The following is a 21,946-nucleotide window of genomic DNA, read 5'->3' on the forward strand; positions in this document are numbered from 1 at the left end:
CACCTGCCGCTGAGCGGCGAGAGCACCCCGTGCCACGGGAGAGTGATGTCGCCGAGTTTCGGTTCTGGTCCAACTTCTGTGGTGTGCCTACTCCCTGTGACTGTTTGGCTTGCTGACGGGTCCCCGAGATCGTCTTGAAACGGTTGGTGCCTGCTGCGTTCGGGCTGATGGTTCTGGGCTGTGCGCGAGGTACTGCTCCGGCTGGAAGAGCTGCTCTTCCTGTCAGCTCCGGAGATCAGAGTGGTGTCGGTGCAGGACGACGGTGAGGTGGTCCGGGTCGGTGTCAGGCGCCGGACGGCCGGGGCGCGGTGCCCGGGTTGCGGGGGCTGGTCGGGGCGGGTGCACGGGTCCCTACCTGCGGTTTCCCGCTGGCCTTCCCGTGGCGGGACGGCGGGTGGTGCTGCGGCTGCGGGTCCGGCGGTTCGCGTGCGAGGACGTCTCCTGTGGGCGGCGGACTTTTGTCGAGCAGGTCGCGGGTCTGACCCGCCGGTACAGCCAGCGGACCGAGCGACTGCGGTCGGCACTCGCCGAGGTCGGCCTCGCGGTGGCTGGCCGCGCTGGCGCCCGGTTGGCCGACGTCTTCGGGGCGAAGGTCAGCCGGAACACGGTCCTGCGGCTGGTCGACGCGCTCCCGGAGCCCCAGCCGCAGATCCCGCGGGTGGTCGGCGTCGACGAGTACGCGATGCGCAAGGGCCGTGTCTACGGGACCGTGCTGGTCGACGTAGAGACCCGCCGACCGGTTGACCTGCTGCCGGATCGCGAGGCGGGCACCCTCGCGGCCTGGCTGGCCGAGCGCCCAGGGATCGAGGTCGTCTGCCGTGACCGCGCTCCGTTCTTCGCCGAGGGCGCCAGCATCGGGGCACCCACCGCCGTCCAGGTCGCCGACCGTTTCCATCTGTGGCACAACCTCGGCGAAGCCGCCGAGCGGTGCATCTCCCGACATCGCTCCTGCCTGCGCGCGACCGCCGCCGAGGTGGCCCCGGAGAAGGCAGGGGCCCAGGCGCCGGCGGACAGCGGCTCGCCATGGCCCACCGGGCATCGCTTCGCCGACCGCGCCCGGGGCAAGCACGCCACCGTCCACGCGCTGCTGGCCGCCGGCCACAGCCGACGCTCGATCCAGCGCCAGCTCGGTATGACCTACCGCACCGTCCAGCGACTGGCGGACGCCGCCACTCCCGAAGACCTGTTCCAGGGGCAGTGGCAGAACCGCAGGACCAAGCTCGACGACTTCAAGCCGTACCTGAACGAGCGGTGGTCCGAGGGCTGCACGAACGCCTGGACCCTCTGGGAAGAGATCAAGACGCACGGCTACCGCGGCGGCTATGGAGCCGTCCGCGCCTACCTGCGGCCGTTCCGCACGACCCCGACCGCACCGGCCGCCAGGCCACCGTCCCCACGGACCGTCGCCAGGTGGATCCTGACCCACCCCGACACCCTGCCGCCGGTGTGGTGGCGCTTCGGCCGCTCCGGCCAGCACTCCCTCATTGAGGCCCTGGAGAACCCGGACGACCGGGCCGCCTACGACCAGCGCCAGGCCGCCCGCGAGGACGAGCAGCACAAGGCCCACCAGGAGCTGATGGACTCCCTGGCCTGCACCGACTGCGGCGACGTTCCCGGGGAGGAGAGCACCTGGGTATACGGCACCCAGGGACAGGTCGAGTGGACCCGCCGCCCCGGCGGCCGCTGCTGGCCCTGCCACCAGGACCGCGAGGAACGCCTGGAACGGGAGGCCGAGGAACAGCTGGAAGCCGCTCGCGCGGCCAACCGCCGCGCTGCGCCCGTGCTGGTCGTGCCGGGGTTCGAGCGGGGGGAAGGCCGGCTCCTCGTTGGAGCTGCGGGAGAAGGCCCGGCCGGACCGGCTGGAGTGCCCCGACTGCGTACAGGCCCGCGCCGCAGAGGACTTGGGCCCCTGATGCTGCCGGTTCCGACCAAGCGCGAGTTGGTGGCCGCGCTGGTCTCCACTCCAGACGATCCGTGGTGGGAGGACCGCGTGCTGCACGCCAACCTCTACCCGGCGAGGGGTCGCAGGGTGTGACCTGTTGGTGTCTTGGGGCTCGTTATGGCCTCCCCCGCCATATGGTCTGGACCAGTTTGAGAGATGGTTCAGGTCCTGGCCGGGCCGGGCTTGCCTTGCTGATGGTTACTTTTCGTGCTGTGGCAGGGGGCTGGAGGCTGGGGGTGGCTCGTGACCGCACTTCACCCTCCGGTGGCGTGTTAATTTCTTTCCCTGATTGCAGCCTAGGAAGTTTCGTGAATTGGGTTCGGTATTTCCGGTCTGGTATTTCTGAGGGAGGGTTCGAGCCGTTGGTGCCAGGCACCGTGGGCTGCGCGGGTGGCGTTTTGGCGGGTGCTGTGCTGCGCGTGGGGCGCCGGGCGGTTACGGGTGTGAGTGTCCCTGTGACGTTGCATGATCAGGGAGTTGGGCGGGCGTTCGCTCGCGCTGGGATCAAGAGCGGATGAAGATCACGAGTGAGTCTGAGCTCTCGCAGGCCAACGAGGTACCGGCCGCTGACTCGGTTGCTTTGACGCTGCCGCAGGTGGCGTCCTGGATCGGCCCGGGTGGTAGTGAGCCGGTGACCGCCGCTGAGACCACCAACGCGCTCGGGGAGGAAGGCCTGGGACGTGCTCGGCAAGGATCCCGCCGAGGCTGCGGCGTACCTGGCTGATCGGCTGCCGCAGGCGACCGACGCGGCGACGCCGGACGGGTCGGTGCGCAGTACTCGTCGCGACGCGCCTGACACGCTGCTTGTCCTGTGGGGCGAGGTTCCCGACCAGGTCACTTTTCCGGGAACCCGGGTAGGAGACCTCCTTCGGTGCCGGTCGAAGTGCCGAAACCCTCCCGGCCCGGCCCCGGCAGACCACCCGGCTCGAAGAACCACCGACCCGCGACCGCTACGATGTGGGCCTGCTCCTGGCTACCGGCGAGCCCTACCGCAGGCCGGCCCACCACAAGGTCGGCAGCAAGCAACGCCGCACTGGATAAATCATAAGCTGACACTCCGTCACAGACGCTGCCTCGACGCGCTGGGCCGCGCGTTGATCGGGACAGGCGTGGCCGAGTAGCCGACTAGCATCGGTCAGAAGACCAGGTCCACGATGCGGCGGACGCCCCAGGCGAGCAGTCCCAGGGCTATGGACGCGGCATAGGCGAGGACGGCGACGACGAACGCCATGGCGCCCCAGGACGGCACGGGCACGAGGATCCCGCACAGGGTTCCGGCCGTCATGGTCCCGTAGGTGATGCGGCGCCAGGGCTCGTCCTCGTAGCGGAACCGGCTGTTGAAGAAGTTCCAGGACGCCGGCCGCAGGGCCATGTGTACCGTCACGTTGAGCACCGCAGAGAAAATCGCGATAGCCGTGATCGCGACCATGAGTGCGACGATGAGAGTGCCGATGTAGTCGGAGAGTTTCTGGTGGATCTCCAAGGCCGACTTCCGGGCCGCGAAGCCGATCGGGAAGACCATGACCGCCCCGGCGGTGGCCACCGGCAGCGATGCCAGCAGGTACCAGGTCTCGTGGCCGCTGCCGATCCAGGCGATGCCTCTCCCGAGCCGGGACGTCGGGCCGCGCCCGGACGCTGCGGCACGCCGTGCTGACTCGGCGCGCTGCGCCGCGGCAGCAGCCTTCCTCCTTTTGTCCGAGGCGCGCTGGGCCGCGGCTGCGGCCTTTCTCTTCCGAAGGGCCGACAGCGAGGGGAAGCGCGACACGCGCGGCGGCGTGGACGGACGGTCCGTGTCGGACCCGCCCAACGCGGGGCGGGGCAGCGGCCGCCACTCGTACGGGCGGTTCGCTGTGCCTGGGGCACCCGCAGCGCCGCTCCGCGGGCCCGCAGCCAGCGGAGGCCGTACCGGGTCGGCCGCACCGGCCGCGGTCGGGTCGGCCGTGGCGCCGACCAGGGCGGCCTCTGCGGCCCGGGGCTGCGGAGGCGCGTCGACCGGGCTCGTCAGTTGCGCCCGCAGCATCCGCAGGTCGCGGGCGATCTCGTCGGCCTCGGAGCGGATCTCGACCAGCCTGGCCTCAAGCGTCTGGTTCTCGGCTTCGAGTGCCCGGTTCTCGGTCTCGACCTTGCGGACAAGGTCGGCAGCGTGGACGAGTTGCTCCCGCTGCTTCTCCACCTGCTGGGTCAGCCAGCTCAGCCGGCTCAGCTTCTCGTCCGCCTCGCCGGCCGCCTGCGCGTGCTCGGCCCGCTCACGCGCCAGCACCGTGCGCAGGTCCCTGGCCTCGGCCGCCAGCTCCCGGTTGTACTCCTGGAGCGCGGCGCCCTGGTCGGGGTCCGAGGCAATGGCCGCCTCGGCGGCGGCGCGGATCTCAGAGAGCTGCTGCGCGGCGGCGGTGTCCAGCCTGCAGCCCTGCTCCTCAAGGAGGTCGAGGAAGTCGAGGAGCACGTCCTCCGGCGCTATCCAGCGGCCGCTCAGGTACCCGTCCAGCGTCTGGTACGACAGATAGAGCGACTGCGCGAAGTACTCCTCGGTGATGCCCCGCTCCCGGCACGGCGCGAAGGCGTCCGCCATCGCCTGCGCGTAGCGCTCGACCGCGCGGACCACGGGGACGTGGGCCACGTTGCGGGCGAACAGGAAGCCGTGGGCGGTGTCGGTGTTCCCCTGGACGGGCTTTGGCAGGCTGAGTGCGTTCAGCCTGCGGGCCAGGTGCTTGTACAGCGTTCCGAAGGTCAGCAGGGCGGGCCCGGCCGGGACTCCGGCGCGGACCAGTCCCATCAGCTCCTGGGTGAAGGAGGTGGCGGTGCGCGCCTGCTCCTTTAGCGGTACGACGTGGGCCCGGCCGGTGGACGCGGCCAGGGTGTACACGCCCTTGATGTCGAGGGATCCGTCGTCGGGGCCGGAGAGCGCTGTCACGGCCCGTCCGGAGTAGCAGCAGTCAAGTACCACGGCGATCACCCGGGCGCGGCTGTCGAGCAGGAGGTCACGGACCTTCTGATACGTCAGCCCGTCGACGTCGGCGTTCCCGGGAGTGGTGTCGGTCAGGGCCAGGCACAGCTGGCCGTTCGGCAGGACGATTCCGTGGCCCGCGTAGTACAGGAACAGCGCGCCTTCGGTCTGCGTGATCAGCTCGCGCAGCTCCGGGACCAGTACGCGAACGTCCGATGGGTTTTCTAGTACGGTCACCCGCTCCTTGGGCCAGCCGCCCAGCTCGGTGAGGATGCCCGCCATGCCCTTGAGACTGTTGGCGACGGCCGGTAGCGCCGGGAAGCCGGTGTTCTGGTAGGTACCGGTGCCGATCAGGATCGCCCGGGAGTCCGACCGGTCGGGCAGTTCAGCCATTCTCGCGGCTCAGTACCCGGGTGATCAGCGGCAGCACCTCGTCGGGTTTGAGGTTGTCTGCCTCCACCGTCGTGGTCGTGCCGTCCGGGCCGGTCACGGTGATCTTCACCCCGGAGCGACGGCTCTGTAGCCATGTGCTCAGCGAGCCGGCGAGCACCGCGGCCGTTCCCCCGGAGCCGAGGGCCACGCTCAGCACCTCCACCGCACCGCCGAGTTCGCCCTCGCCGGGGGGTGGCGTCACTGCCCGGATCCGGCCCGCCAATTGGCGTTCACCGCGCAGCCACTGCCACAACGCGGCGGTCTCTGTGATCTTGTCCCCGCCCGACAGCCGAATCTGAACGTCCACCAGTTCCCTCCCACCCTGAGCAGACTGACACTGGCGTCGGAGACCGTCTCAGCCCGACCCACCACTCAACGGCCCCCGAACTGACTGCTACCTGCGGCACCTGCCACGTGGCGGTCGCCGACCGCGAGGGCGCCCTCTGGGTCGACTCCTTTGCCATGCAACAGGCCAAGGACGGTCAGCAGGAGTTCGAACGAAAGAGGATTCAGGACGAGAACGTCTCGATCTGGGACTGCCCCGACAGCGCCGAATGGCGCGTCGACCACTACGTCTGCACGGATTTCGACAGGTCCTACTACAGCGTCGACGTGCACCGATGCGGCACCTGGCGAGACCTCGCGGGCTGGACCGCCCACCTGATGATCAAGGGGTGGCCGGACTACACGGACTGGGATGCTCTGCTCAGCGCCGCAACCGAGTCCGCCGGTGAACGCATCGCTCCCGTTGCCAAGCCGCGCCTCGTCCTCTGACATCGGGTGCCGCCGGTCGGCCTCGCCGTTTGGCAGGGCCGGCCAACAACTGCTGGGCGCAGCGTAGAGCAGGGTGCAGGCCGCGAGTTGCTGCGCGGTGTGCTCGGTGCCCGCGACGGGGCGGTGGAGTTCGACGAAGGCGCACAGCCACTGGCACCGGCCGCAGCCGGTGGTCGCGGTGTAGGCGAGCCGGTACGACTCCTCGGCCGGGCAGGTGGGGAGCGGGAACGTGGGGATGAGGTCAGCGGTCTGCAGCTCCGTGCAGGTGCGGGCATCGGTCGCGAACGCGGTGTGCACGCGGCAGAAGTCGAGGAGGTAGCCGAGCCTGTACCAAAGGGCGGTGCTCGGTAGGCCGATGAACGGGCGTCCGGTCCGGGGCGGGCGGTGGGCGATGGAACGGCGGTAGATAATCCGGTTGGCTTGTCAGGACTGACCGGTAATCTCCCGTCATGACGACTGCTCGCCGCCCGCGTTTCTCCGAACGCCTGGGCCTTGCCGAGTTCGATGACGATGCGCTCTACGAGGGAGTGCCCCGCCACCTGGTCGGCCCGCTGCAACGCTGGGTTGGTACGCACTTCAGCGACTACGACGAGGTAGCCGAGTTGTTGTGTCTGCGATTGCGTTTCGCCCTTCTGCCCGGCGAGAGCCCTAAGTTCAAGCTGACCAGCACGGACGGCATGGACCTCCTCGACGTCGTCGATGCCATCCTGTCCCACGAGGACGACGACGTCGGCGGGGACTTCGAGGACGAACTCGCCCGGATCCTTGGAGAGGCGGGCTCGGCGTACCGGGTGTCCAGCAACGGGCGGTTCCTGGAACTGCGTATGGACGAGACGGTCCGGGACGCGGTCGATCTCGCGCAGGCCAGCGCGACCGCCGCGATGGCCGGCTCGGCGTCGGAGCATCTTCGGGAGGCGTGGCAGAACGTCTACGGTCGCTCGCCCAATCCTTCGGTGGCCTACAGCCAGGCGATCAAGGCGGTGGAGGCGGCCGCGCACGCGGTGCTGGAGCCGAACAATGCGAAGTCCACGCTCGGCACGATGATCCGCAACCTGCGTGATGCCCCGCAGAATTTCCGGGTTGCGATCGACGGCCCGTCTGGCGGGGATCCGGGCCCGGTGTTCGGGATGCTGCAGATGCTGTGGCAGGGGCAGACGAGCCGGCACGGCGGGCAGACGCCGACCCGTCCGGAGACACAGGAGGCCGCCGAGATGGCCGTGCACCTGGCGGCGGCGCTCGTGCAGTGGTTCACCGCTGGCGCGGTCACCCGCCGCACGTAACTACCAGCGCGGGCGGCCGGTTCGCAAATCCGTTCGTCCGGTGGCTTGCTGATCGGTAGCGTCCCGGCATGGTCATCAACATCTCGGTCGGCAACGCGTGGGACGTGTTGCGCGGTGCCCGTTCCGTACCGCCCGGCCTGGCCGCGTCGTCCCGGTCCCGGCGGCGGGTCTTCAGCGCGTCGCTGGAGCAGGCGGAGCAGTTCTTTCGGGCGGCGGCCGCGGTGGGGCCGGCGACGCAGCCGGTGCTGGTGTTCTACGGGCTGAGCCAGGCTGGCCGGGCGATTGCGGCGAGCGCCAAGGCGCTGCCTGGGGACAGGTGGGAGCTGGTCGGGCACGGCATCCATACGGTGGAGCCGCAGCGCCCGCTCACGGAGGTCCGGGTGACCACCGATCCGGCGGGGAACCAGGGCAGCTTCGTGCGGCTGTCCGAGCTCCTCGACTCCCCGGTGTGGGGAAGGGAGCCGGTCACGCTCGCCGAGCTGTGGGACTGCCTGCCCCTGAACACCCACGCCCCGTTGGACCCCGCGCACACCGGCCGCACGACACCGCTGCTTGTCGCCCACCGCAGTCTCTCCGACGAGCCGCACCCGCTGGCGAGCGTTCCCGTGACCTACTTCCCGCCCCGGGTCCTGGAGGCCGATGACACGGTCACGGCGTTCCTCGCCTACCTGGAGCACTTCCCCGACGCGCTGGGCTACGACAGCTACGTGCGCAAGAGCATGAACGGCCCCGAGCCGGCCCTCGACCGATACCAGGACGGCTGGAGCGAGGTGGTGATGAACTGGGCGGATCCCGAGGGGAGGCACGCGTTCCCCGACGAGCACCTCGACCGTCTGCGACGCATCACCCGCCGACACAACGGCGCCTGGTACTTCACCCCGGCGGTGGCGAAGTCGGCACGTGGCATACACCCGCTGATGGCCTGGTGGGCGGTCCTGCACGCGCTGTCCACCCTTGCCCGCTACCAGCCGGCCCAGTGGGCCCGCCACATCGACGTCGACGCGAGCGTCCACGCGGTTCCCATCGAGCGGCTCCTGGCCAAGGCCTGCCACGTCCTGCCTGTCCTCATCGCCGAGACCCTCGACGAAGCCACCACCTGACCACCGGCTTGGCCCGGCGCCGCGCCGGCTACGCGGCCGCGCCCTGCGCCGGTTCGCCGACGTGCTTGAGCCGGCCGCGGGCGGCGACCCGGTCCCCGCCCGACAGCCCGGCCCAGTACTCGTCCGCCCACACCGTGTGGGCGGCCCGCTGCTCGGCCTCCTCCAGGCGCGCCGACTCCGCCAGCACCTCCCCGGCGAGACCCTCCCGGGCCGCTTCCAGATCACCACTGAAGGCCGACAGCGCGGCCAGGTGCGCCCGGCGCTCGGCCTGCACGGCCACCAGCGCGCGCTGCGGCCTGGTACCAGGCCGCCGCGCGCAGCCCCTACGGCTTCACCTTCACCTCCTCACCGACTGCCCCGCCGACCAGGAGCCCTGTGTGGTGTGGGTAGCGCATGTTCGGTGGGTACCTGGCGACCAGGGGGAGGGGTGGGGCAGACTGGTGGGCCGCCGGCACGGGCCTGTACTTCGGTCGATGATGCGACGTGGCAACTGCCTGAGGTACCGCCGGCGCTAACCCGGCGAACCTTCGCGGTCAGGGCACCGGCCGCGCAGGTGCGGCCCGTAGGCATGTGGCACTGCGCGGCCGGTGCGGGCCGGGTCTGCTAATCGGCGGCGCCGGGGAGCCAGCGGGCCGTCTGGCGCAGGGCGGTGGTGACGGCCCAGCACCACAGCAGGATGCCCAGGATGCCGACGGAGAGGCCGCAGGCGGTCAGGAGGGTGTCGGACACGGAGCTGTGCTGCTGGGCGGTGACGGGGGTGGCGAGCCATGCTCCGACCAGGATGCCCAGGCCGTTGGCGATGAGGACCGGGAGCAGGACGCTCCAGGCGGCGCCGGCGACGAGGACGCGGTAGTTGCCGGTCAGGCTGCCGATGGGTGCCATCGTGCGGCTCCAGCGCACGAACTCGGTCAGTCCGCTGACACCGAAGGAGAGCGCGAGTACGGTGACGCCCGCGATCCCGAGCAGGACGATCCAGCGGCCCTGGTCGGCGGTGAGGTTGGCTCCGACGAGCCAGCCGCCTCCCAGGGGTTCGACGCTGATGCTGCCCGGGAGGGTCTGGTAGGCGATGGCCTTGACCTGCGCGGCGGACAGGGCCTCGTCCGGCGTCCGGGCGAGGACGAGGAGCTGGGACATGCGGTCCCCCGGCACGGGGGCCAGTGGGCCGAGGCTGCTCGCCGTCGTGTTCTGGGGCAGCGCCCCCATCCACGCGGCGATGGCGGCCACACGGGGATCGGAGCCGCCGCCGACCGTGATCGGGCCGCTGTCGTTGCAGCGGACCTCGAGTGCCTCCAGCGTGGGGCAGTCGGCGTTGAGCTGCATCTGCGGTGGCTGTGACCCCACGACCACCCGCACGAGGAGGGTGTTCTCCGGTAGGGCGTCGGCGAAGTGCTCCAGGGCCGTGCGGTCGGAGGCGGAGAACTGGACTTCCAGGACGCTGCGTCCGACCGACTGGTTGACCGCTTTCGCGTTCTGGACCGTCGCGCTGAGAGTGGAGAACCAGACCTGCAGTTGGATCATGAGGATGATGCCGGCGACGAGGCCGGTGACCACCCGGGCGACGACCCCGGGGTGGGCGGCCATCCACCGTCCGGAGACGACGGGAGCCGGCCGGCGCAGGACGCGGCCGGCCCGGGCGAGGCCCTCGCCGGCTGCGGCGGTGACCATCCCGATCGCCGCCGGCAGGGTGGCGAGGGTGCCGAGGACGCCGATGTAGTTGACGAGTGTGTGCCCGGCGCTTTCGAGGGAGAAGAAGTCGGGGCCGCGGACCGCGACGAAGATCATGACCGGGCAGGCCACGGCCGTGCGCAGGGGCGGGCGCCGCTGGCCCAGCGGCCGGGGGCGCCGGCTGCGGACGGTCTCGGCGCGGTCCAGGGCCAACAACCCGGCGAGGGACAGCACGGCGCCGGCGGCCCAGGCGAGGAGCAGAACGCCAGCATGGGCACGCAGGTCGGCGGCGGACACGGCGTAGTCGACGACCGGAAGCCTCAGGTCCGCACCGAGCAGGGCCGCGAGCGCGGCGAGGCCGGCCAGCGAACCCAGGGCGACCGGGACGGCGGCCTCACCCAGGTTGATCAGGGCCCGGTCGCGCGGTCCGGCTCCCAGAACAGAGGTGAGCGCGGTGCGGCGGTCCCGGCCGCGGGAGCCGGTGCGCACCGCCGTGAACATCAGGACGAGGGCGGGCAGCAGGAGCAGCCCCACGATCAAGGACTGGAACTGCCATTCCGGTTTGGTCGTGAGCATGTCGCCGGTCGGGGTCGCGATGCCGACCGGAGCGCCGTAGCCGGCGATCGGCAGCACCCCCTCGTCGTCGGGCCCGAAGGGGACCGCCGGTCGCACGTAGACCAGCTTCTCGTCCACGGTCTCCAGCCCGGTGCGCCCGATGGTGCCGGCGACCGTGCCGTAGCGGTCGGCGATTCGCTCGTCACGGCCCGCGCGGAGCAGGGCCGGTGACAGGACGGCCTGGCCGGGGGCCGGCCAGGCCGTCACGCCGGGCGGCAGGGGGGCGTTGTCGACCAGGGGGGAGATTTCGACGACCATGAACTGCCGGCCGCCGACCGAGTCGAAGCCGGCGTGCCACAGGGCTGTGGCCTGCTCCCCGGGCGCGAGACGGAAGTGGGGCGCACGGGCGGCGTTGCGGGTTTCACGCTGGTCGTAGGTCAGGTGACCGATGGTCAGCGTGAGGCAGGCGGTGATCGAGGCGAAGGCCGCGAGCAGCAGCGCGGTGAAACGGACGCGTCCGGATTCGGCGTTCAGTCCGGCGCGGTACCCCACCCGCAGGAGCTGGACCGCAAGGCGGCGGTCAGTCACGGACCACCGCCTGGGCCGGCTGGAGGGCGCCGCCCGCCAGCCGCAGCACGCGGTCCGCGCGGGCGGCGATGTCCTGGTCGTGGGTGACCACCAGGAGGCCGCAGCCGTGTTGTCCGGGCAGGGCGAACAGGATGTCGGCCACGTGGTCGCGGGTGTCCTCGTCCAGCGCCCCGGTGGGCTCGTCGGCCAGCAGGAGGCGGGGCGTGTTGATCAGTGCGCGGGCGACCGCGGTGCGCTGGCGCTCGCCCCCGGAGAGCCGGTCGGTCCGGACGTCCTGGGGAACGCCGAGTTCCTCCAGGAGGGCCGAGGCCCGCTGGTAGGCGGTGGAACGCTCCTGCCGGCCCAGCAGCGCCGCCAGCGCGACGTTGTCCCTCGGAGTCAGTTCCGGGAGCAGCTCCCCGAACTGGAAGACCATGCCGATGGAACGCTGCCGGTGCCGGGCCATGGCGCGGCCGCGGAGTGTGCGCAGGTCCACGCCGTCGACCGTGACCGTGCCGGACGAGGGGCGCAGCAGCCCCAGGAGGCACGAGAGCAAGGTGCTCTTGCCGGAGCCGCTGGGGCCCACGACGGCGACGGACTCGCCGGGCTCGACCCGCAGATCGAGGTCCTGGAGCAGGTGGCGGTCGCCCAGGGAATAACGCAGGCCTCTCACATCGATGGCCGCCCGCTGGTCGGGATTGCGTGTTGCGTGCGGTACGGACAATTGGCCACCTCTGCCTTGGGAGACTCGCTGCGCGTTGGTGTGAACTGGACGCTTGGCAAACTTACTGGACACTCCGGTGTCGGCGTGCCGAAACGGGCGAAGTCCTTCGGCCGTCGAGAGGCGGTATCCGGTCGGCAGGGGAGTTCCCCGATTCCGGCGAGGTCGCATGGATGCCCGGTCGGCGAATTAATCTCGGGAGCGGAATCGAGGAATAATGCATTCCACCGGTTGCGAATGCGAAATAACGGTCCTCTGGCATCGGAACTGCTATTCCCGGCAAAAGTGTGTGCCGACGGGCGGAGCGCCGGGTGGCGCGGCAGGAATTCCTGCCGCGCCACCCGGGTCACATCAGAACCAGCCGCTGCAGTCGTCGGTGCCGAACTGGATGTCCACGCAGGCGCGGACGGAGATGATGTCGCCGTTGACGGACTTGGAGACAGTGGTGTTGTAGCCGCTGGAGTTGTTGAGGCGGCCGTCGTTGCCGGTGCCGCCCGAAATGGCCCAGTTGCCGTAGACGGAGTGGCTGTCGGCGTCGGTGTCCTTGACGTAGAAGGTGCGCCCGTCGTTCCAGGAGGTGGCGCCGCCCTGGACTGCAGTGTGGGCGAACGCGGGGACCGCGGCGCCGGCTATCGCCAGGGCCGCGATGGATCCGGCCGCAATGCGACCGATGTTCTGCTTGATTGACATCTGTGCCTCGTTCCGTGAGTTTGAACGGGACGTGCCATGACTGGGGGTTCCTTCTTCTGACGCGGCCAAGCGGCGTCGAAGTTGGGAATCGATCGAAATCTTCCCCACATTGAGAACAGTAACACGGAGAGAGCAGAGAGTGTGTGCGAATCTAGAATCCGAACCTCATTGCCCCCTGTATTGGAGATTGTGCTGATATGTGAGCGTGGAGAATTTCTTCCGCATGGGGCGCCTATTTCCTACTTGAGGTGTTCTTTTGGGGGAATCTTGGGAAGAAGTGCCGGGTGGGAGACGGCCGGACAGGTGATCGGCCTGCCCCGCTCGGAGATGGGCTCAACGGCCCGGGGGAGCGCCGTTCACGGATGGGCGGTTCGCCGTAGTGGCCCTGGGGGTGCTCCGGCCGGCCTTTGTCCGGGCCTCGCCGCCGGGTCCGCGGGGAGGGGTCGGCCGGTTTGTCGCCGTGCACTGTCCGGAGGGCCGGCGGGTCGGCCGTGTGCTTGTTCCGGCCGGCCTGCGGCCGTACCCCGCCGCTGGGCCGGTCGGTAGGGCCCGGTTGGTTTCGCGGCCTTATGGCAGCCGGTGGCCCCGGTGCCGGGGTGGGCGGGTCGCTGGGCTGTTTGAATCGGGTGGGATGTGCCGCCACTACTTGAAGCCCTCGCATGACCGGCGGTGCGCGTCCGTGTCGGGATCCGGCGGGATCGGTCGGTTTTGACGGCGGGTCGGCTTCTAAACCTCGGAATGTGACCCTCCGGAATTCTTTGCCTTCGGAGTGTGAACAATCGGCTGTTTGAGCGACATGATGCTCTCATCACCACGCTCCGGCCACCGAACCACGACGGAGCGTCACACCGGGTTTCCCTGCCCCCTGTCCGCAAAGGAACTCACGCGTCCATGCCCACCCCCGCCCCCGTCCTCGCGATCCTCCTCGGCAGGTCCTGCCGTCCCGCCGCCGGCCTCCTCCGCAAGGCCGGCCGTACTCCGCGTCCGCGCGCGAGCGTCCCGTCGGCGGGGGAGGCGTGATGAGCGAGCCGTCCTTTACCGACGCGGCCGGCACCACCCCGCGCCCCCACGCCGAACTGCCGGTCGCGTTCCGCGCCTTCCAGGAGCTCCACGCCCAGCCCTACTTCGACTTCGCCCTCACCGTCCTCGGCGACCAGACCCTCGCCCAGCACACCGTCGACGACGTCTTCCTCCCCCTCGTCGACCGCTGGGACCGCGTGCTGACCGACCCCAGCCCCCAACCCCCCACGCCTACGCCTGGGCCGCGCTGCGCTGTTGAGAAGCCGTTGTCTTTCCGAGAGTGACGGGTGCGTTTCCGCTGGTCAGGCATAGGGACGGTGTTTCGGCGGCAGGGACGGGGTGTCGTGTCGTCTCTTCGGTGGAGGTGCCGGGATGCCGTCGGTGATGGGGTTGCTGGAGGAGCGTGAACGCGCCGCTCGGCGGCGGGTGGAGGCCCTTCAGGCCGAGTTCCGGGAAGCGGAGGCCGTGTGGGAACGGTTCGTGATCGCCCGTGAGACGGTGGCCGAGGTCCTGGCGGAACCTTGCGTGGGCGGGGAGGTAGCGCCGGTCGTGGTGGCCGGCGAGCGGCCGGTTCGGTCCGCGGCGGCGGTGCCCGGTTCGGTGGTGCCGCACTGGCGGGAAGGGCTCGTCCCGGCGGTGCTGGCGCCGGACTACCGGCGGATCATGGACGTCCTGGCCGGTGGCAGCGGGCCGGGCGGGGAGACGACGGACTGTCGGCGACTCGCCGTAGCACTCGGCCTGGAGCCGGTCCCGGCGAAGGTGGAGGGGGTGCGGTCGAAGGCGAAACGCCTGGCCGCGCGGGGCTGGCCGGTCGAGACGAGCCCGGGATTGTTCAGCGTGCCCCTCGGGCGAGGCGGCGGCTCATGACCATGCTCATCGACCAGCGGATCACGGCCTCCGAACTGTCGGTGCGCGTCTCGTAGTCGCGGGCGAGGCGGCGTGAGCGCATCAGCCACGCGAACGTCCGCTCGACCAGCCACCTCTTGGGCAACACGGTGAACCCGGTGACGTCGTCGTTGCGTTTGACCACGCTCAGCGCGATCCGCAGGACGTCGCGGGCGAAGTCGACCAGGCGCCCGGTGTAGCCGCCGTCGGCCCACACGATCGTGATGCGCCAGTGCCGCTGACGCAGGCGGGTCAGCAGCGTCCCGCCGGCCTCGCGGTCGGTGACGCAGGCCGCGGTGACCAGCACCGTCAGCAGCAGTCCGAGGGTGTCCACCACGATGTGACGCTTACGGCCGTTCACCTTCTTCCCGCCGTCGAATCCCCGCGTGGCGGCCGGCACCGAGGCGGCGCCCTTCACCGACTGCGCGTCGATGATGCCCGCGGTCGGCTCCGAATCCCGGCCCGCCGTCTCGCGGACCCGATCCCGCAACCGGTCGTGGAACTCGCCGACCAGGCCTTTGTCCCGCCAGCGCCGGAAGAACGCGTAGACACGGTCCCACGCGGGGAAGTCCGCGGGCATCGCCCGCCAGGCGATACCGCCCGCGACCAGGTAGCGCATCGCATCGACCATCTGCCGGTGGCAATAGCCCTCCGGCTGCCCGCCCCGGCCCTCCAACCATCCCGGCACCGGCATCGCATCGCGCACCACCACCCACTCCGCATCACTCATGTCGGACGGATACTTCGGTCGTCTGTGCGGCCGGTCCCCGGCGTTCCCGAACCGGTGGGCGAGACAATCACACTCCCGGGCAGCCGAGTTGGAGCCGACCGGTGCAAGGGCGTACAACTGCGACAACAGGGCCTCCTGGCCTGCTCAAGGTCTCGACAACCCCGAGCTGCACCAGGGGCCCTGTCTTCATGCTCGGCACGCGGCAAGATCACCCGACCGAGCGGTTCCAGTCGAACCCATGTCCATCAAGATCGGTACGACAACGGCTTCTGAGGCCCAGCGGGCCCGCGACAGCGAGCACCGCCTGCTGATCGAGCGCCCGGTGTTCTCCGCCGTGGTACGCCGGGAGGCGGAGCCGCTGATCGCTGACATCGACGCCGACGCCCTGGCCGACCGCAGCGACGAGGAGGTGGGCGTCTCGGTGGCGGCCGCCGTCCTGGAGCTGTCGGGCGCGAAGTTCGACGTCATCGTCCTGCGCTACCTCAACAAGTACTCCGTGGCGCGCACCGCCCAGGCGATGGGTGTCGACGAGATCACGGTCCGCTCGCTCACCTCCCAGGCCAAGGCCAAGATCGAAGCCCGCCTCGCCCCGCGCCGCCTGCTGCGCCGTGGCCCCGCCAAGCACGACCAGGAGTGGTCCCGGTGACCCGTGACATCGACCGCCTGCTGGAGGGCGCGGGGCTGGACCCCGCCGCCCGGCCCCGCTACGACCTGGAGGCCGGCCGCCGCTACATCGCCGACCGCCTCGCCGCCCGCCGGGCGGCGCCGTCCCCCGCCGCGCGGCCCGGCGGGAGCGCGCCCGTCCCCGCCGCTACCGCCGCGTCGGCCTCCTCGGCCGCGGCCGGGCCGCGGGCCCCGGCGGGGATGCTGATCGACGACGCCGCCCGGGACCTGAAGGCCCTGTCGAAGGGCGTCATCCACGAGCCCGGCGCCAGCACGTCGGTGAACGGCCTGGTCACGCGCTGGGAGCCGCACGGCGGTCTGGTCTTCGGCTGCCTCTTCGACCTCACCGGCCGCCCCTACCACGCCCAGTGGTGGTGGCAGTTCGCCGCCGGCGCCGGGGAGTCCCTGGCCGCCTACTGCCTCTACCTCCACCACGTGCGCGCCGGCGAGCTGCGCGACGCCGAGCACTGGTTCCACAACCACTGCGCCCCGCCGTCCCGGAGGTGCCCGGTTACCCGCACCTGGCCGTGCTCCTCGCGCCGCCGATCCCCGACACCACCGCCCTGCCGAGTCCGGACCCCGCCCTGCGCGAGGCCCTCGCCGGCCTGCCCGGCGCGGTCGACGAGATGTGCGGGCCGTTCACCCTGCCCACCGGCGACATCGCCCACCAGCTCCAGGAACTCGCCACCCACTGACCCGCCGCCCCCGGCCGGGCCCCGCCGCCGCGCGGGCCCGGCCCCGCACCGAACCCGGGAGACCCCCTGATGCCCACCCGCGACCCCGCGATCCTCGCCCTGGCCACCTCCACCGCCGGCTACCTGCTGACCCTCACCGCCCTCGCGATCACCGCGACCCTCGCCCCCACCCCCGCCCGCCGCCGCGAGGCCCGCACGACCCTTGCCCTCCTCCTCAACCGCAAGCCCTGACTGCGCCGAAGCCCAGGGCGGTGCTGACCGCCGGACAGTGCGAAGGCGTCGGCCACCACCTGGTGGCCGACGCCTTCGGTTCGGTGAACCCGGCGCTACTCCGCTGCGCTGATGAGGGGCTGCTGGGCTGCCCATCGGGCCACGGCGCCGCGGTTGCGGGCGGTGAACGAACCGGTGTTGAGGTGTCCGTCGCGGGTGATCACCTGGTTCTCCGGAAGGCCGAAGGCGTGGAGCAGTTCGTCCGCCAGAGCGGCGGTCGCCTGTGCCAGGCCGACGCCGTGGTCGGCGACGTCGTCCAGGAACACGGTGGCTTCGGAGTAGGCGAAACCGCAAGGCTGCGTGCTTGTCGGCATCCGCTGGCTTGTCACGGGGTGCAGGAAGTCGACGGTCAGGGGCAGTGGACGAGAGGGGCGCGGGTTGGCATTCAGCCTCTGGCACGGGTGACTGGCCATGTCGTCCACCACTGTGGCTTTGACCTGGGCTGTCCCGCTGGCGGCGGCCCGGTCCCGGGCGTGGCCGGCGAGGAACGGCAGGGCGCACAGCAACTGGTAGACGATGTCGCCTGGTTCGACGTACTGCAGCCAGTTCGGTTCGTCGCCGTTCGGCACCGAGAGATGCCGATGGAGCGGGAGTACGATCGCCGCGCTGCCGTCCCGGTGGAACTCCGCCCGGGCGGCACCTCTGGTCTCCTGGACGATCAGGCGTCGGGCTCCGACGGCGACGTCGCCGAAGAGCCGATGGCCTTGTCCAAGGTAGAACTCCGTGGCGAGGAGCTGGTCCTTGTACTGGGCGAAGCGGGCGGAGTCGATCGTCATCTCCCCTGCGATCTCGGGGACCAGGGTCACGATGAGGTGGGGCTCGGTGCGGTCGGCGATGGCGCCGGCGAGGTCCTCTTCGACCTCGGTGACGCGCTGGTCTCGCTGCGCCGCCGCCGAGAACCGTGCGCGGTAGGAGGTGGCGACGGCGGTCTCAGTGAGCCACTCGGTTCCGCTACCGCCGCGGCGCGGGTAGCGCAGGACGTCCTTGGACTGCCTGGTCGGCGGCGCGGTCACGGCGTGCGGACCCAGGGGACTGCGAGGTATCGCGATGAGGAGGAAGCCGTTACCTGGGCTGTCCGGATTGGGCACGGCGATGGGCTCGTAGGGGACGGGCGGTGCGGTGTTGGCGGCGATCACCTGGCGGATGTGCCGGAAGTGGCGGTCGTCCAGGTCGACGTCCATGACCTTGTTGGGGACGCCCTTGGCCTCGGCCATGCCGAGGATCAGGAGCCCGCCGGTGTGGTTGGCGAATGCCGCCATGTCCTTGGCCAGCTCCTCTTTCCCCCTCTCGTCAGTGGCGTAGTGGGCCTGCTTGTAGTCCAGGTCCTCCCCCTCCGCGGCATCCGCGTTGCCCACCAGCTCAGCGATATCCTGGTACCTGAGGTCATTAAGTCGGCCGCCGAGCAGGTCTTCCAGCCTCCGAGAGCGCATCACCATGGCGGGGACCTTACCGTCTCTTTGGGACGGCGACGGAGGCCAGCCTGGCTCTGGTCAGCGGTACCCCCACCCCCACCCCCACCCCCACCCCTGTGGCGGATAGCTTCACCGCTGGCCTGTGGACCGGGACGGCCACGTGACCACAACCCAGACCGCCCTGCCCGCTGACCCGCCGTGCTTCCGGGTCAGCGCTGGTTGACCCGGCGCTGGTCGTACAGAGCCCACGCCTTGTTCGTGATCATGAAGACGGCGGACGCGGCGGTGCCGATCTCTACGGCGTTGGTGGTGGGGCGGGCCCAGAGCCGTCCGTCGGGGTCCTCGACGACGGTGGCCGACCGTAGCTGCAGGAGCCGGGTGTACGGGTGCCCGTGGACATGACCGCTGGCAGTGCGCCACAGGAACATGGCATACGCCTGCTCCACCTTGCCCGGCACCGCCTGCGCCGCCGCCAGCTCGATAACCCTCGTCGCGTTGACCTTGAGGTTCCGGGCCTTGGCCGGATCCACCCCCAGCGCCACCGCGGCCGCAGCAACTTCATCGAGCCGCCTGTCCAACCGGGCTCGTGCGTCCGCGACCACCGCCTGCGCCTCTGGGGTAGAGGTCGGGACCGCCCCGTACGCCTTCCGCTGCTCGTCGTAGTTCGTTGTTGCCGCCTCCAAGGCCCGCAGCTGCCGCTCCTTCCGGCTAGCCGGCGCGAGCACCCACACCGCCTGCGAGGCGCCCAGCAGACCGGCCCGCAACGCCGTGAAATACGCCGACGGGTACAGCGTTTGGGTCGCAGCCATCGCCGACAACGCGAAGTCCAGATGCTCCACCGCCGTGAGCAGCCCGTGCCACGCCACACTCGACACCGGATGCCCCAAGAACAACCGGTCGTCCCCGGCCAAGCTGCTCCCCGGTTCGATCCGGGGTGGACCGCCGTCGTCGCCGCTCGTGCGCTCTAGCCAGACCTCGAGGGCCTGCTTCATCCGGCCGAGCCGTGCTTCCCACTCCGTGTGCTCCGACATGGATGGAGGCTAGCGGCCCTGTCTCCTGACCATAAGACCTCTGCACACACCCCGGGCAGGTGCTTGGCCTGCCCCGTTCGGAGGTGGGGGGCACCGCTCGGGGCGCGGGTCGCTCCGGTGCGCAGCACGCGATGGCGGTGAACGAGACCGTGCTCGCGTTCGTTTTCGGGGGCAGCGGGCCGGGGGCTGCGGGCGGGGTGGGGACGGTGCGGTCCTGGTCGACGGAGACCGAGTTCCTGCTGCCCGGCGGCAGGCGCAGGGTGCGGCCGGACGGTGTGTGGCGGGCGCCGGAGGTCGGGGTGCCGACCACCAGGCCGTCCGCGACCTCACCCGCCACGTCGACCCCGCCACGGTGCGCCAGGTCATGAGCTGGCTGGAGCGCACCCGCACCGCGGCCGTTGCGCTGCGCGGCACCGAGCAGGACCGGCCCGTCTGGCTGGTCGTACGGCGCAGTTGGTCCTGACTGCCAGGACTGACAGGCCGACGGATTTGATGCTCTGCGGATAATCCGTCCGAGTTTGTCGGATGCGGCCGCTACCCTCCTCGATACGGCTCGCCCCGATCCCCTGGGCGGTGCAGACTCCCGCTGGAGTCCGGCGGTTCTCTAGGGAAGGACCTGCGTATGGATCTGGTCAACGTCCGCGTCACCGACTACCGGTCGGTGGAGGACTCCGAACGCTTCGACGTGGAGCAAGACGTCACGTGCCTCGTCGGGAAGAACGAGTCCGGGAAGACGACCCTGCTGCAGGCGATGTTCCGCCTGAACCCCGTGGACAGTGTCGGTTTCGACGAGGTCATCGACTTCCCCGCCCGCAAGCACCGGGACCGCAAGCGGCTGCCCGAGGGGCAGATGGTCCCCGTGGTCCGCGCGACGTTCCGTTTCAGCGAGGACGAGATGAACACCGTCCGCGCCGAACTCGGTTCCGGCGGCCTGACCAGCCCGGAGTTCACCGTCACCATCGGCTACCGCAAGGCCGGCAAGACCTTCGACCTCTCCTACGACGAGGCGGCCGTGGTCGAGCACCTGCGCTCCGGGCTTGACCTCCCGTCGGTCGCCGAGCAAGCCCTGCACGGAACCACGACCATAGCCGGCCTTCTCACGGCGCTGGACGAACTCGACGAACCGACATCCGGCACCACCGCCCTCGCCGAGCGCATCCGAGGCTGGCGCGACCAACGCCTGGCCCTCCACCTCATCGACACCTACGCCAACGCGTGGATGCCGAAGTTCGTCTACTTCGCCGAGTACGACTCGATGCCAGGCAAGGTCTCCATCCCCGACCTCATCCGCCGCCGCGACGCCGACCAGCTCACCCGCGGCGAGCATGCCCTCCTCAGCCTCCTCGACATGGCCGGGGTCCGACCGGAGGAGTTCAACGACCGCACGCAGCACGAGCGCCTGGTCCGCGAGCTGGAGAACGCCGGCAACGCCATCTCCGACGAGGTCTTCGACTACTGGTCCCAGAACAAAGAACTGGACGTCCGCCTCGAAGTCCTCCAACCCGAGCACGGCGCGCCCGTGCCCCTCAACGAGGGGCCGATCCTCCAGGTACGCGTCTACAACAGCCGCCACCGTGCCTCCGTCTCCTTCGACGAGCGCTCCCGCGGCTTCGTCTGGTTCTTCTCCTTCCTCGCCTACTTCAACGACCTCGAGGAAGCCGCCACCAGCGACCTCATCCTGCTCCTCGACGAACCCGGCCTCTCCCTCCACGGCCGCGCCCAGGAAGACCTGCTGCGCCTGATCGACGAGCGCCTCGCCCCCAAGCACCAGGTCATCTACACCACCCACTCGCCCTTCCTGGTCGACCCCGCCCACCTCAACCGTGTCCGCACCGTCGTCGACCTCGAACGCGGCGCCAGGGTCTCCTCCGACATCTTCAAAGCCGACGAGGACACCGTCTTCCCGTTGCTCACCGCCATGGGCATCGAAATGACTCAGACCCTGTTTATCGGGGAGAACACCCTGCTGCTCGAAGGGCCGAGCGACCTCATCTACCTCGATGTCCTCACGGACGTTGTGGAGGCCCTCGGCGGCAGGGGCCTGGACCCGCGATGGGTCAAGACGCCCATCGGAGGCTCCGGCAAGCTGTCCACCTTTGTCGCTCTCCTCGGGGCCAACAAGCTCAACGTCGCCGTCCTCGTCGACTCCAGCACCAAGGACGTCGGCGCGGTCCAACGCCTGCGCGACAACAACCAGCTCGCCCGCAACGGCCTCGTCCAGATCAGCGAGTTCACCACCGCGGGCGACGCCGACGTCGAGGACCTCTTCGAGCCCGACTTCTACCTCGGCCTGGTCAACCGCGCCTACGCCGACGAGCTGAACGCGCCCATCACGGCAGCGGAACTGAACAGCCGCGACCCGCGGATCGTCCGGCAGATCGAAAAGCTCTTCAAGGAACGCGGCATCGCCGGCGGCAACTTCAATCACTACAGGCCCGCAGCCACCCTGCTCCGCGAACAAGCCCATCTCACCAGTGATATCGGGGAGGCCACCGTCACCAGGGCCACCGCCCTCTTCGGCCGGCTCAACTCCCTGCTCTGACCGCCGAGCCCTTCGCCCGGCGGCGAGG

Annotated in this window: 21 protein-coding genes; 12 read left to right on the forward strand and 9 right to left on the reverse strand. The window is 70.4% G+C overall.

All coding sequences use genetic code 11. The annotated features are described in order from the left end of the window. The first annotated feature begins 379 nt into the window (after positions 1-379). The gene (locus ACFVFS_RS22460) at positions 380-2,035 is read left to right on the forward strand and encodes an ISL3 family transposase (RefSeq protein ID WP_380626376.1); all 1,656 of its coding nucleotides are present in this window, start codon (positions 380-382) and stop codon (positions 2,033-2,035) included. A gap of 1,042 nt (positions 2,036-3,077) precedes the next feature. Here ACFVFS_RS22460 and ACFVFS_RS22465 read toward each other — a convergent pair. Both ACFVFS_RS22465 and ACFVFS_RS22470 read right to left on the reverse strand, forming a co-directional pair. Continuing rightward, complete coding sequence (locus tag ACFVFS_RS22465) at positions 3,078-5,279, reverse strand: caspase family protein (protein WP_380626377.1); 2,202 nt, start codon at positions 5,277-5,279, stop codon at positions 3,078-3,080. Then, entirely contained in the window at positions 5,272-5,625 is a 354-nt protein-coding gene (locus tag ACFVFS_RS22470; RefSeq protein ID WP_380626378.1) for a hypothetical protein, read from the reverse strand. The genes ACFVFS_RS22465 and ACFVFS_RS22470 overlap by 8 nt, the downstream gene beginning before the upstream one ends. Positions 5,626-5,732: 107 nt before the next feature. Here ACFVFS_RS22470 and ACFVFS_RS22475 point away from each other — a divergent pair, with 107 nt between their 5' ends. From ACFVFS_RS22475 to ACFVFS_RS22485, 3 genes are all read left to right on the forward strand, one after another. Beyond that, positions 5,733-6,092, forward strand: coding sequence for a hypothetical protein (locus ACFVFS_RS22475; RefSeq protein ID WP_380626379.1), 360 nt, complete (start codon positions 5,733-5,735; stop codon positions 6,090-6,092). Between the two features lie 449 nt (positions 6,093-6,541). Continuing rightward, positions 6,542-7,372 (forward strand): hypothetical protein, encoded by an 831-nt coding sequence (locus ACFVFS_RS22480; RefSeq protein WP_380626380.1) that lies wholly within the window; start codon positions 6,542-6,544, stop codon positions 7,370-7,372. 68 nt (positions 7,373-7,440) lie between these two features. Then, positions 7,441-8,472 (forward strand): YaaC family protein, encoded by a 1,032-nt coding sequence (locus tag ACFVFS_RS22485; protein WP_380626381.1) that lies wholly within the window; start codon positions 7,441-7,443, stop codon positions 8,470-8,472. 28 nt (positions 8,473-8,500) lie between these two features. Here ACFVFS_RS22485 and ACFVFS_RS22490 read toward each other — a convergent pair whose 3' ends face one another. From ACFVFS_RS22490 to ACFVFS_RS22505, 4 genes are all read right to left on the reverse strand, one after another. Beyond that, positions 8,501-8,752 carry a hypothetical protein gene (locus tag ACFVFS_RS22490; RefSeq protein ID WP_380626382.1) on the reverse strand — a complete coding sequence of 84 codons (252 nt, stop codon included), beginning with the start codon at positions 8,750-8,752 and terminating at the stop codon, positions 8,501-8,503. Positions 8,753-9,075: 323 nt separating this feature from the next. After that, positions 9,076-11,280: an ABC transporter permease gene (locus ACFVFS_RS22495; protein WP_380626383.1), complete on the reverse strand. Its 2,205-nt coding sequence runs from the start codon at positions 11,278-11,280 to the stop codon at positions 9,076-9,078. Continuing rightward, the gene (locus ACFVFS_RS22500; RefSeq protein WP_380626384.1) at positions 11,273-11,983 is read right to left on the reverse strand and encodes an ABC transporter ATP-binding protein; all 711 of its coding nucleotides are present in this window, start codon (positions 11,981-11,983) and stop codon (positions 11,273-11,275) included. The genes ACFVFS_RS22495 and ACFVFS_RS22500 overlap by 8 nt, the downstream gene beginning before the upstream one ends. A 348-nt stretch (positions 11,984-12,331) precedes the next feature. After that, entirely contained in the window at positions 12,332-12,670 is a 339-nt protein-coding gene (locus tag ACFVFS_RS22505; RefSeq protein ID WP_380626385.1) for a hypothetical protein, read from the reverse strand. 891 nt (positions 12,671-13,561) lie between these two features. On the opposite strand from ACFVFS_RS22505, the gene ACFVFS_RS22510 reads away from it, so the two are divergent. The 3 genes from ACFVFS_RS22510 (at position 13,562) to ACFVFS_RS22520 (ending at position 14,557) form a co-directional block, all read left to right on the forward strand. Next, a complete protein-coding gene (locus tag ACFVFS_RS22510) occupies positions 13,562-13,690 on the forward strand; it encodes a hypothetical protein (protein ID WP_380626386.1) in 129 nt (42 codons plus the stop codon). Further along, positions 13,690-13,974: a hypothetical protein gene (locus tag ACFVFS_RS22515; RefSeq protein WP_380626387.1), complete on the forward strand. Its 285-nt coding sequence runs from the start codon at positions 13,690-13,692 to the stop codon at positions 13,972-13,974. Before ACFVFS_RS22510 ends, ACFVFS_RS22515 begins: the two co-directional genes overlap by 1 nt. A gap of 88 nt (positions 13,975-14,062) precedes the next feature. Then, positions 14,063-14,557 carry a hypothetical protein gene (locus ACFVFS_RS22520; protein ID WP_380626388.1) on the forward strand — a complete coding sequence of 165 codons (495 nt, stop codon included), beginning with the start codon at positions 14,063-14,065 and terminating at the stop codon, positions 14,555-14,557. On the opposite strand, the gene ACFVFS_RS22525 is transcribed toward ACFVFS_RS22520, so the two are convergent. Then, positions 14,523-15,305: an IS5 family transposase gene (locus ACFVFS_RS22525; RefSeq protein ID WP_380626389.1), complete on the reverse strand. Its 783-nt coding sequence runs from the start codon at positions 15,303-15,305 to the stop codon at positions 14,523-14,525. The two genes, ACFVFS_RS22520 and ACFVFS_RS22525, sit on opposite strands and share 35 nt — an antisense overlap. Before the next feature lie 238 nt (positions 15,306-15,543). Between ACFVFS_RS22525 and ACFVFS_RS22530 the strand changes: the two genes are divergently transcribed. The 3 genes from ACFVFS_RS22530 to ACFVFS_RS22540 all read left to right on the forward strand — a co-directional run bounded on the left by ACFVFS_RS22530 (position 15,544) and on the right by ACFVFS_RS22540 (position 16,894). Next, the gene (locus ACFVFS_RS22530; protein ID WP_380626390.1) at positions 15,544-15,951 is read left to right on the forward strand and encodes a sigma factor-like helix-turn-helix DNA-binding protein; all 408 of its coding nucleotides are present in this window, start codon (positions 15,544-15,546) and stop codon (positions 15,949-15,951) included. A gap of 520 nt (positions 15,952-16,471) precedes the next feature. Then, positions 16,472-16,663: a hypothetical protein gene (locus ACFVFS_RS22535; RefSeq protein WP_380626391.1), complete on the forward strand. Its 192-nt coding sequence runs from the start codon at positions 16,472-16,474 to the stop codon at positions 16,661-16,663. Positions 16,664-16,732: 69 nt separating this feature from the next. Continuing rightward, the gene (locus ACFVFS_RS22540) at positions 16,733-16,894 is read left to right on the forward strand and encodes a hypothetical protein (protein ID WP_380626392.1); all 162 of its coding nucleotides are present in this window, start codon (positions 16,733-16,735) and stop codon (positions 16,892-16,894) included. A gap of 95 nt (positions 16,895-16,989) precedes the next feature. On the opposite strand, the gene ACFVFS_RS22545 is transcribed toward ACFVFS_RS22540, so the two are convergent. Both ACFVFS_RS22545 and ACFVFS_RS22550 read right to left on the reverse strand, forming a co-directional pair. Beyond that, positions 16,990-18,369, reverse strand: a complete 1,380-nt coding sequence (locus ACFVFS_RS22545; protein WP_380626393.1) for an RNA-binding domain-containing protein — start codon at positions 18,367-18,369, stop codon at positions 16,990-16,992. Positions 18,370-18,554: 185 nt separating this feature from the next. Further along, positions 18,555-19,376 carry a hypothetical protein gene (locus tag ACFVFS_RS22550; protein WP_380626394.1) on the reverse strand — a complete coding sequence of 274 codons (822 nt, stop codon included), beginning with the start codon at positions 19,374-19,376 and terminating at the stop codon, positions 18,555-18,557. 277 nt (positions 19,377-19,653) lie between these two features. On the opposite strand from ACFVFS_RS22550, the gene ACFVFS_RS22555 reads away from it, so the two are divergent. Further along, entirely contained in the window at positions 19,654-19,839 is a 186-nt protein-coding gene (locus ACFVFS_RS22555) for a hypothetical protein (RefSeq protein ID WP_380626395.1), read from the forward strand. A gap of 159 nt (positions 19,840-19,998) precedes the next feature. Continuing rightward, positions 19,999-21,918: an AAA family ATPase gene (locus tag ACFVFS_RS22560; RefSeq protein WP_380626396.1), complete on the forward strand. Its 1,920-nt coding sequence runs from the start codon at positions 19,999-20,001 to the stop codon at positions 21,916-21,918. The last annotated feature ends 28 nt before the right edge of the window (positions 21,919-21,946 follow it).

This window comes from Kitasatospora sp. NPDC057692, from assembly GCF_042799475.1.
GTDB lineage: Bacteria > Actinomycetota > Actinomycetes > Streptomycetales > Streptomycetaceae > Kitasatospora.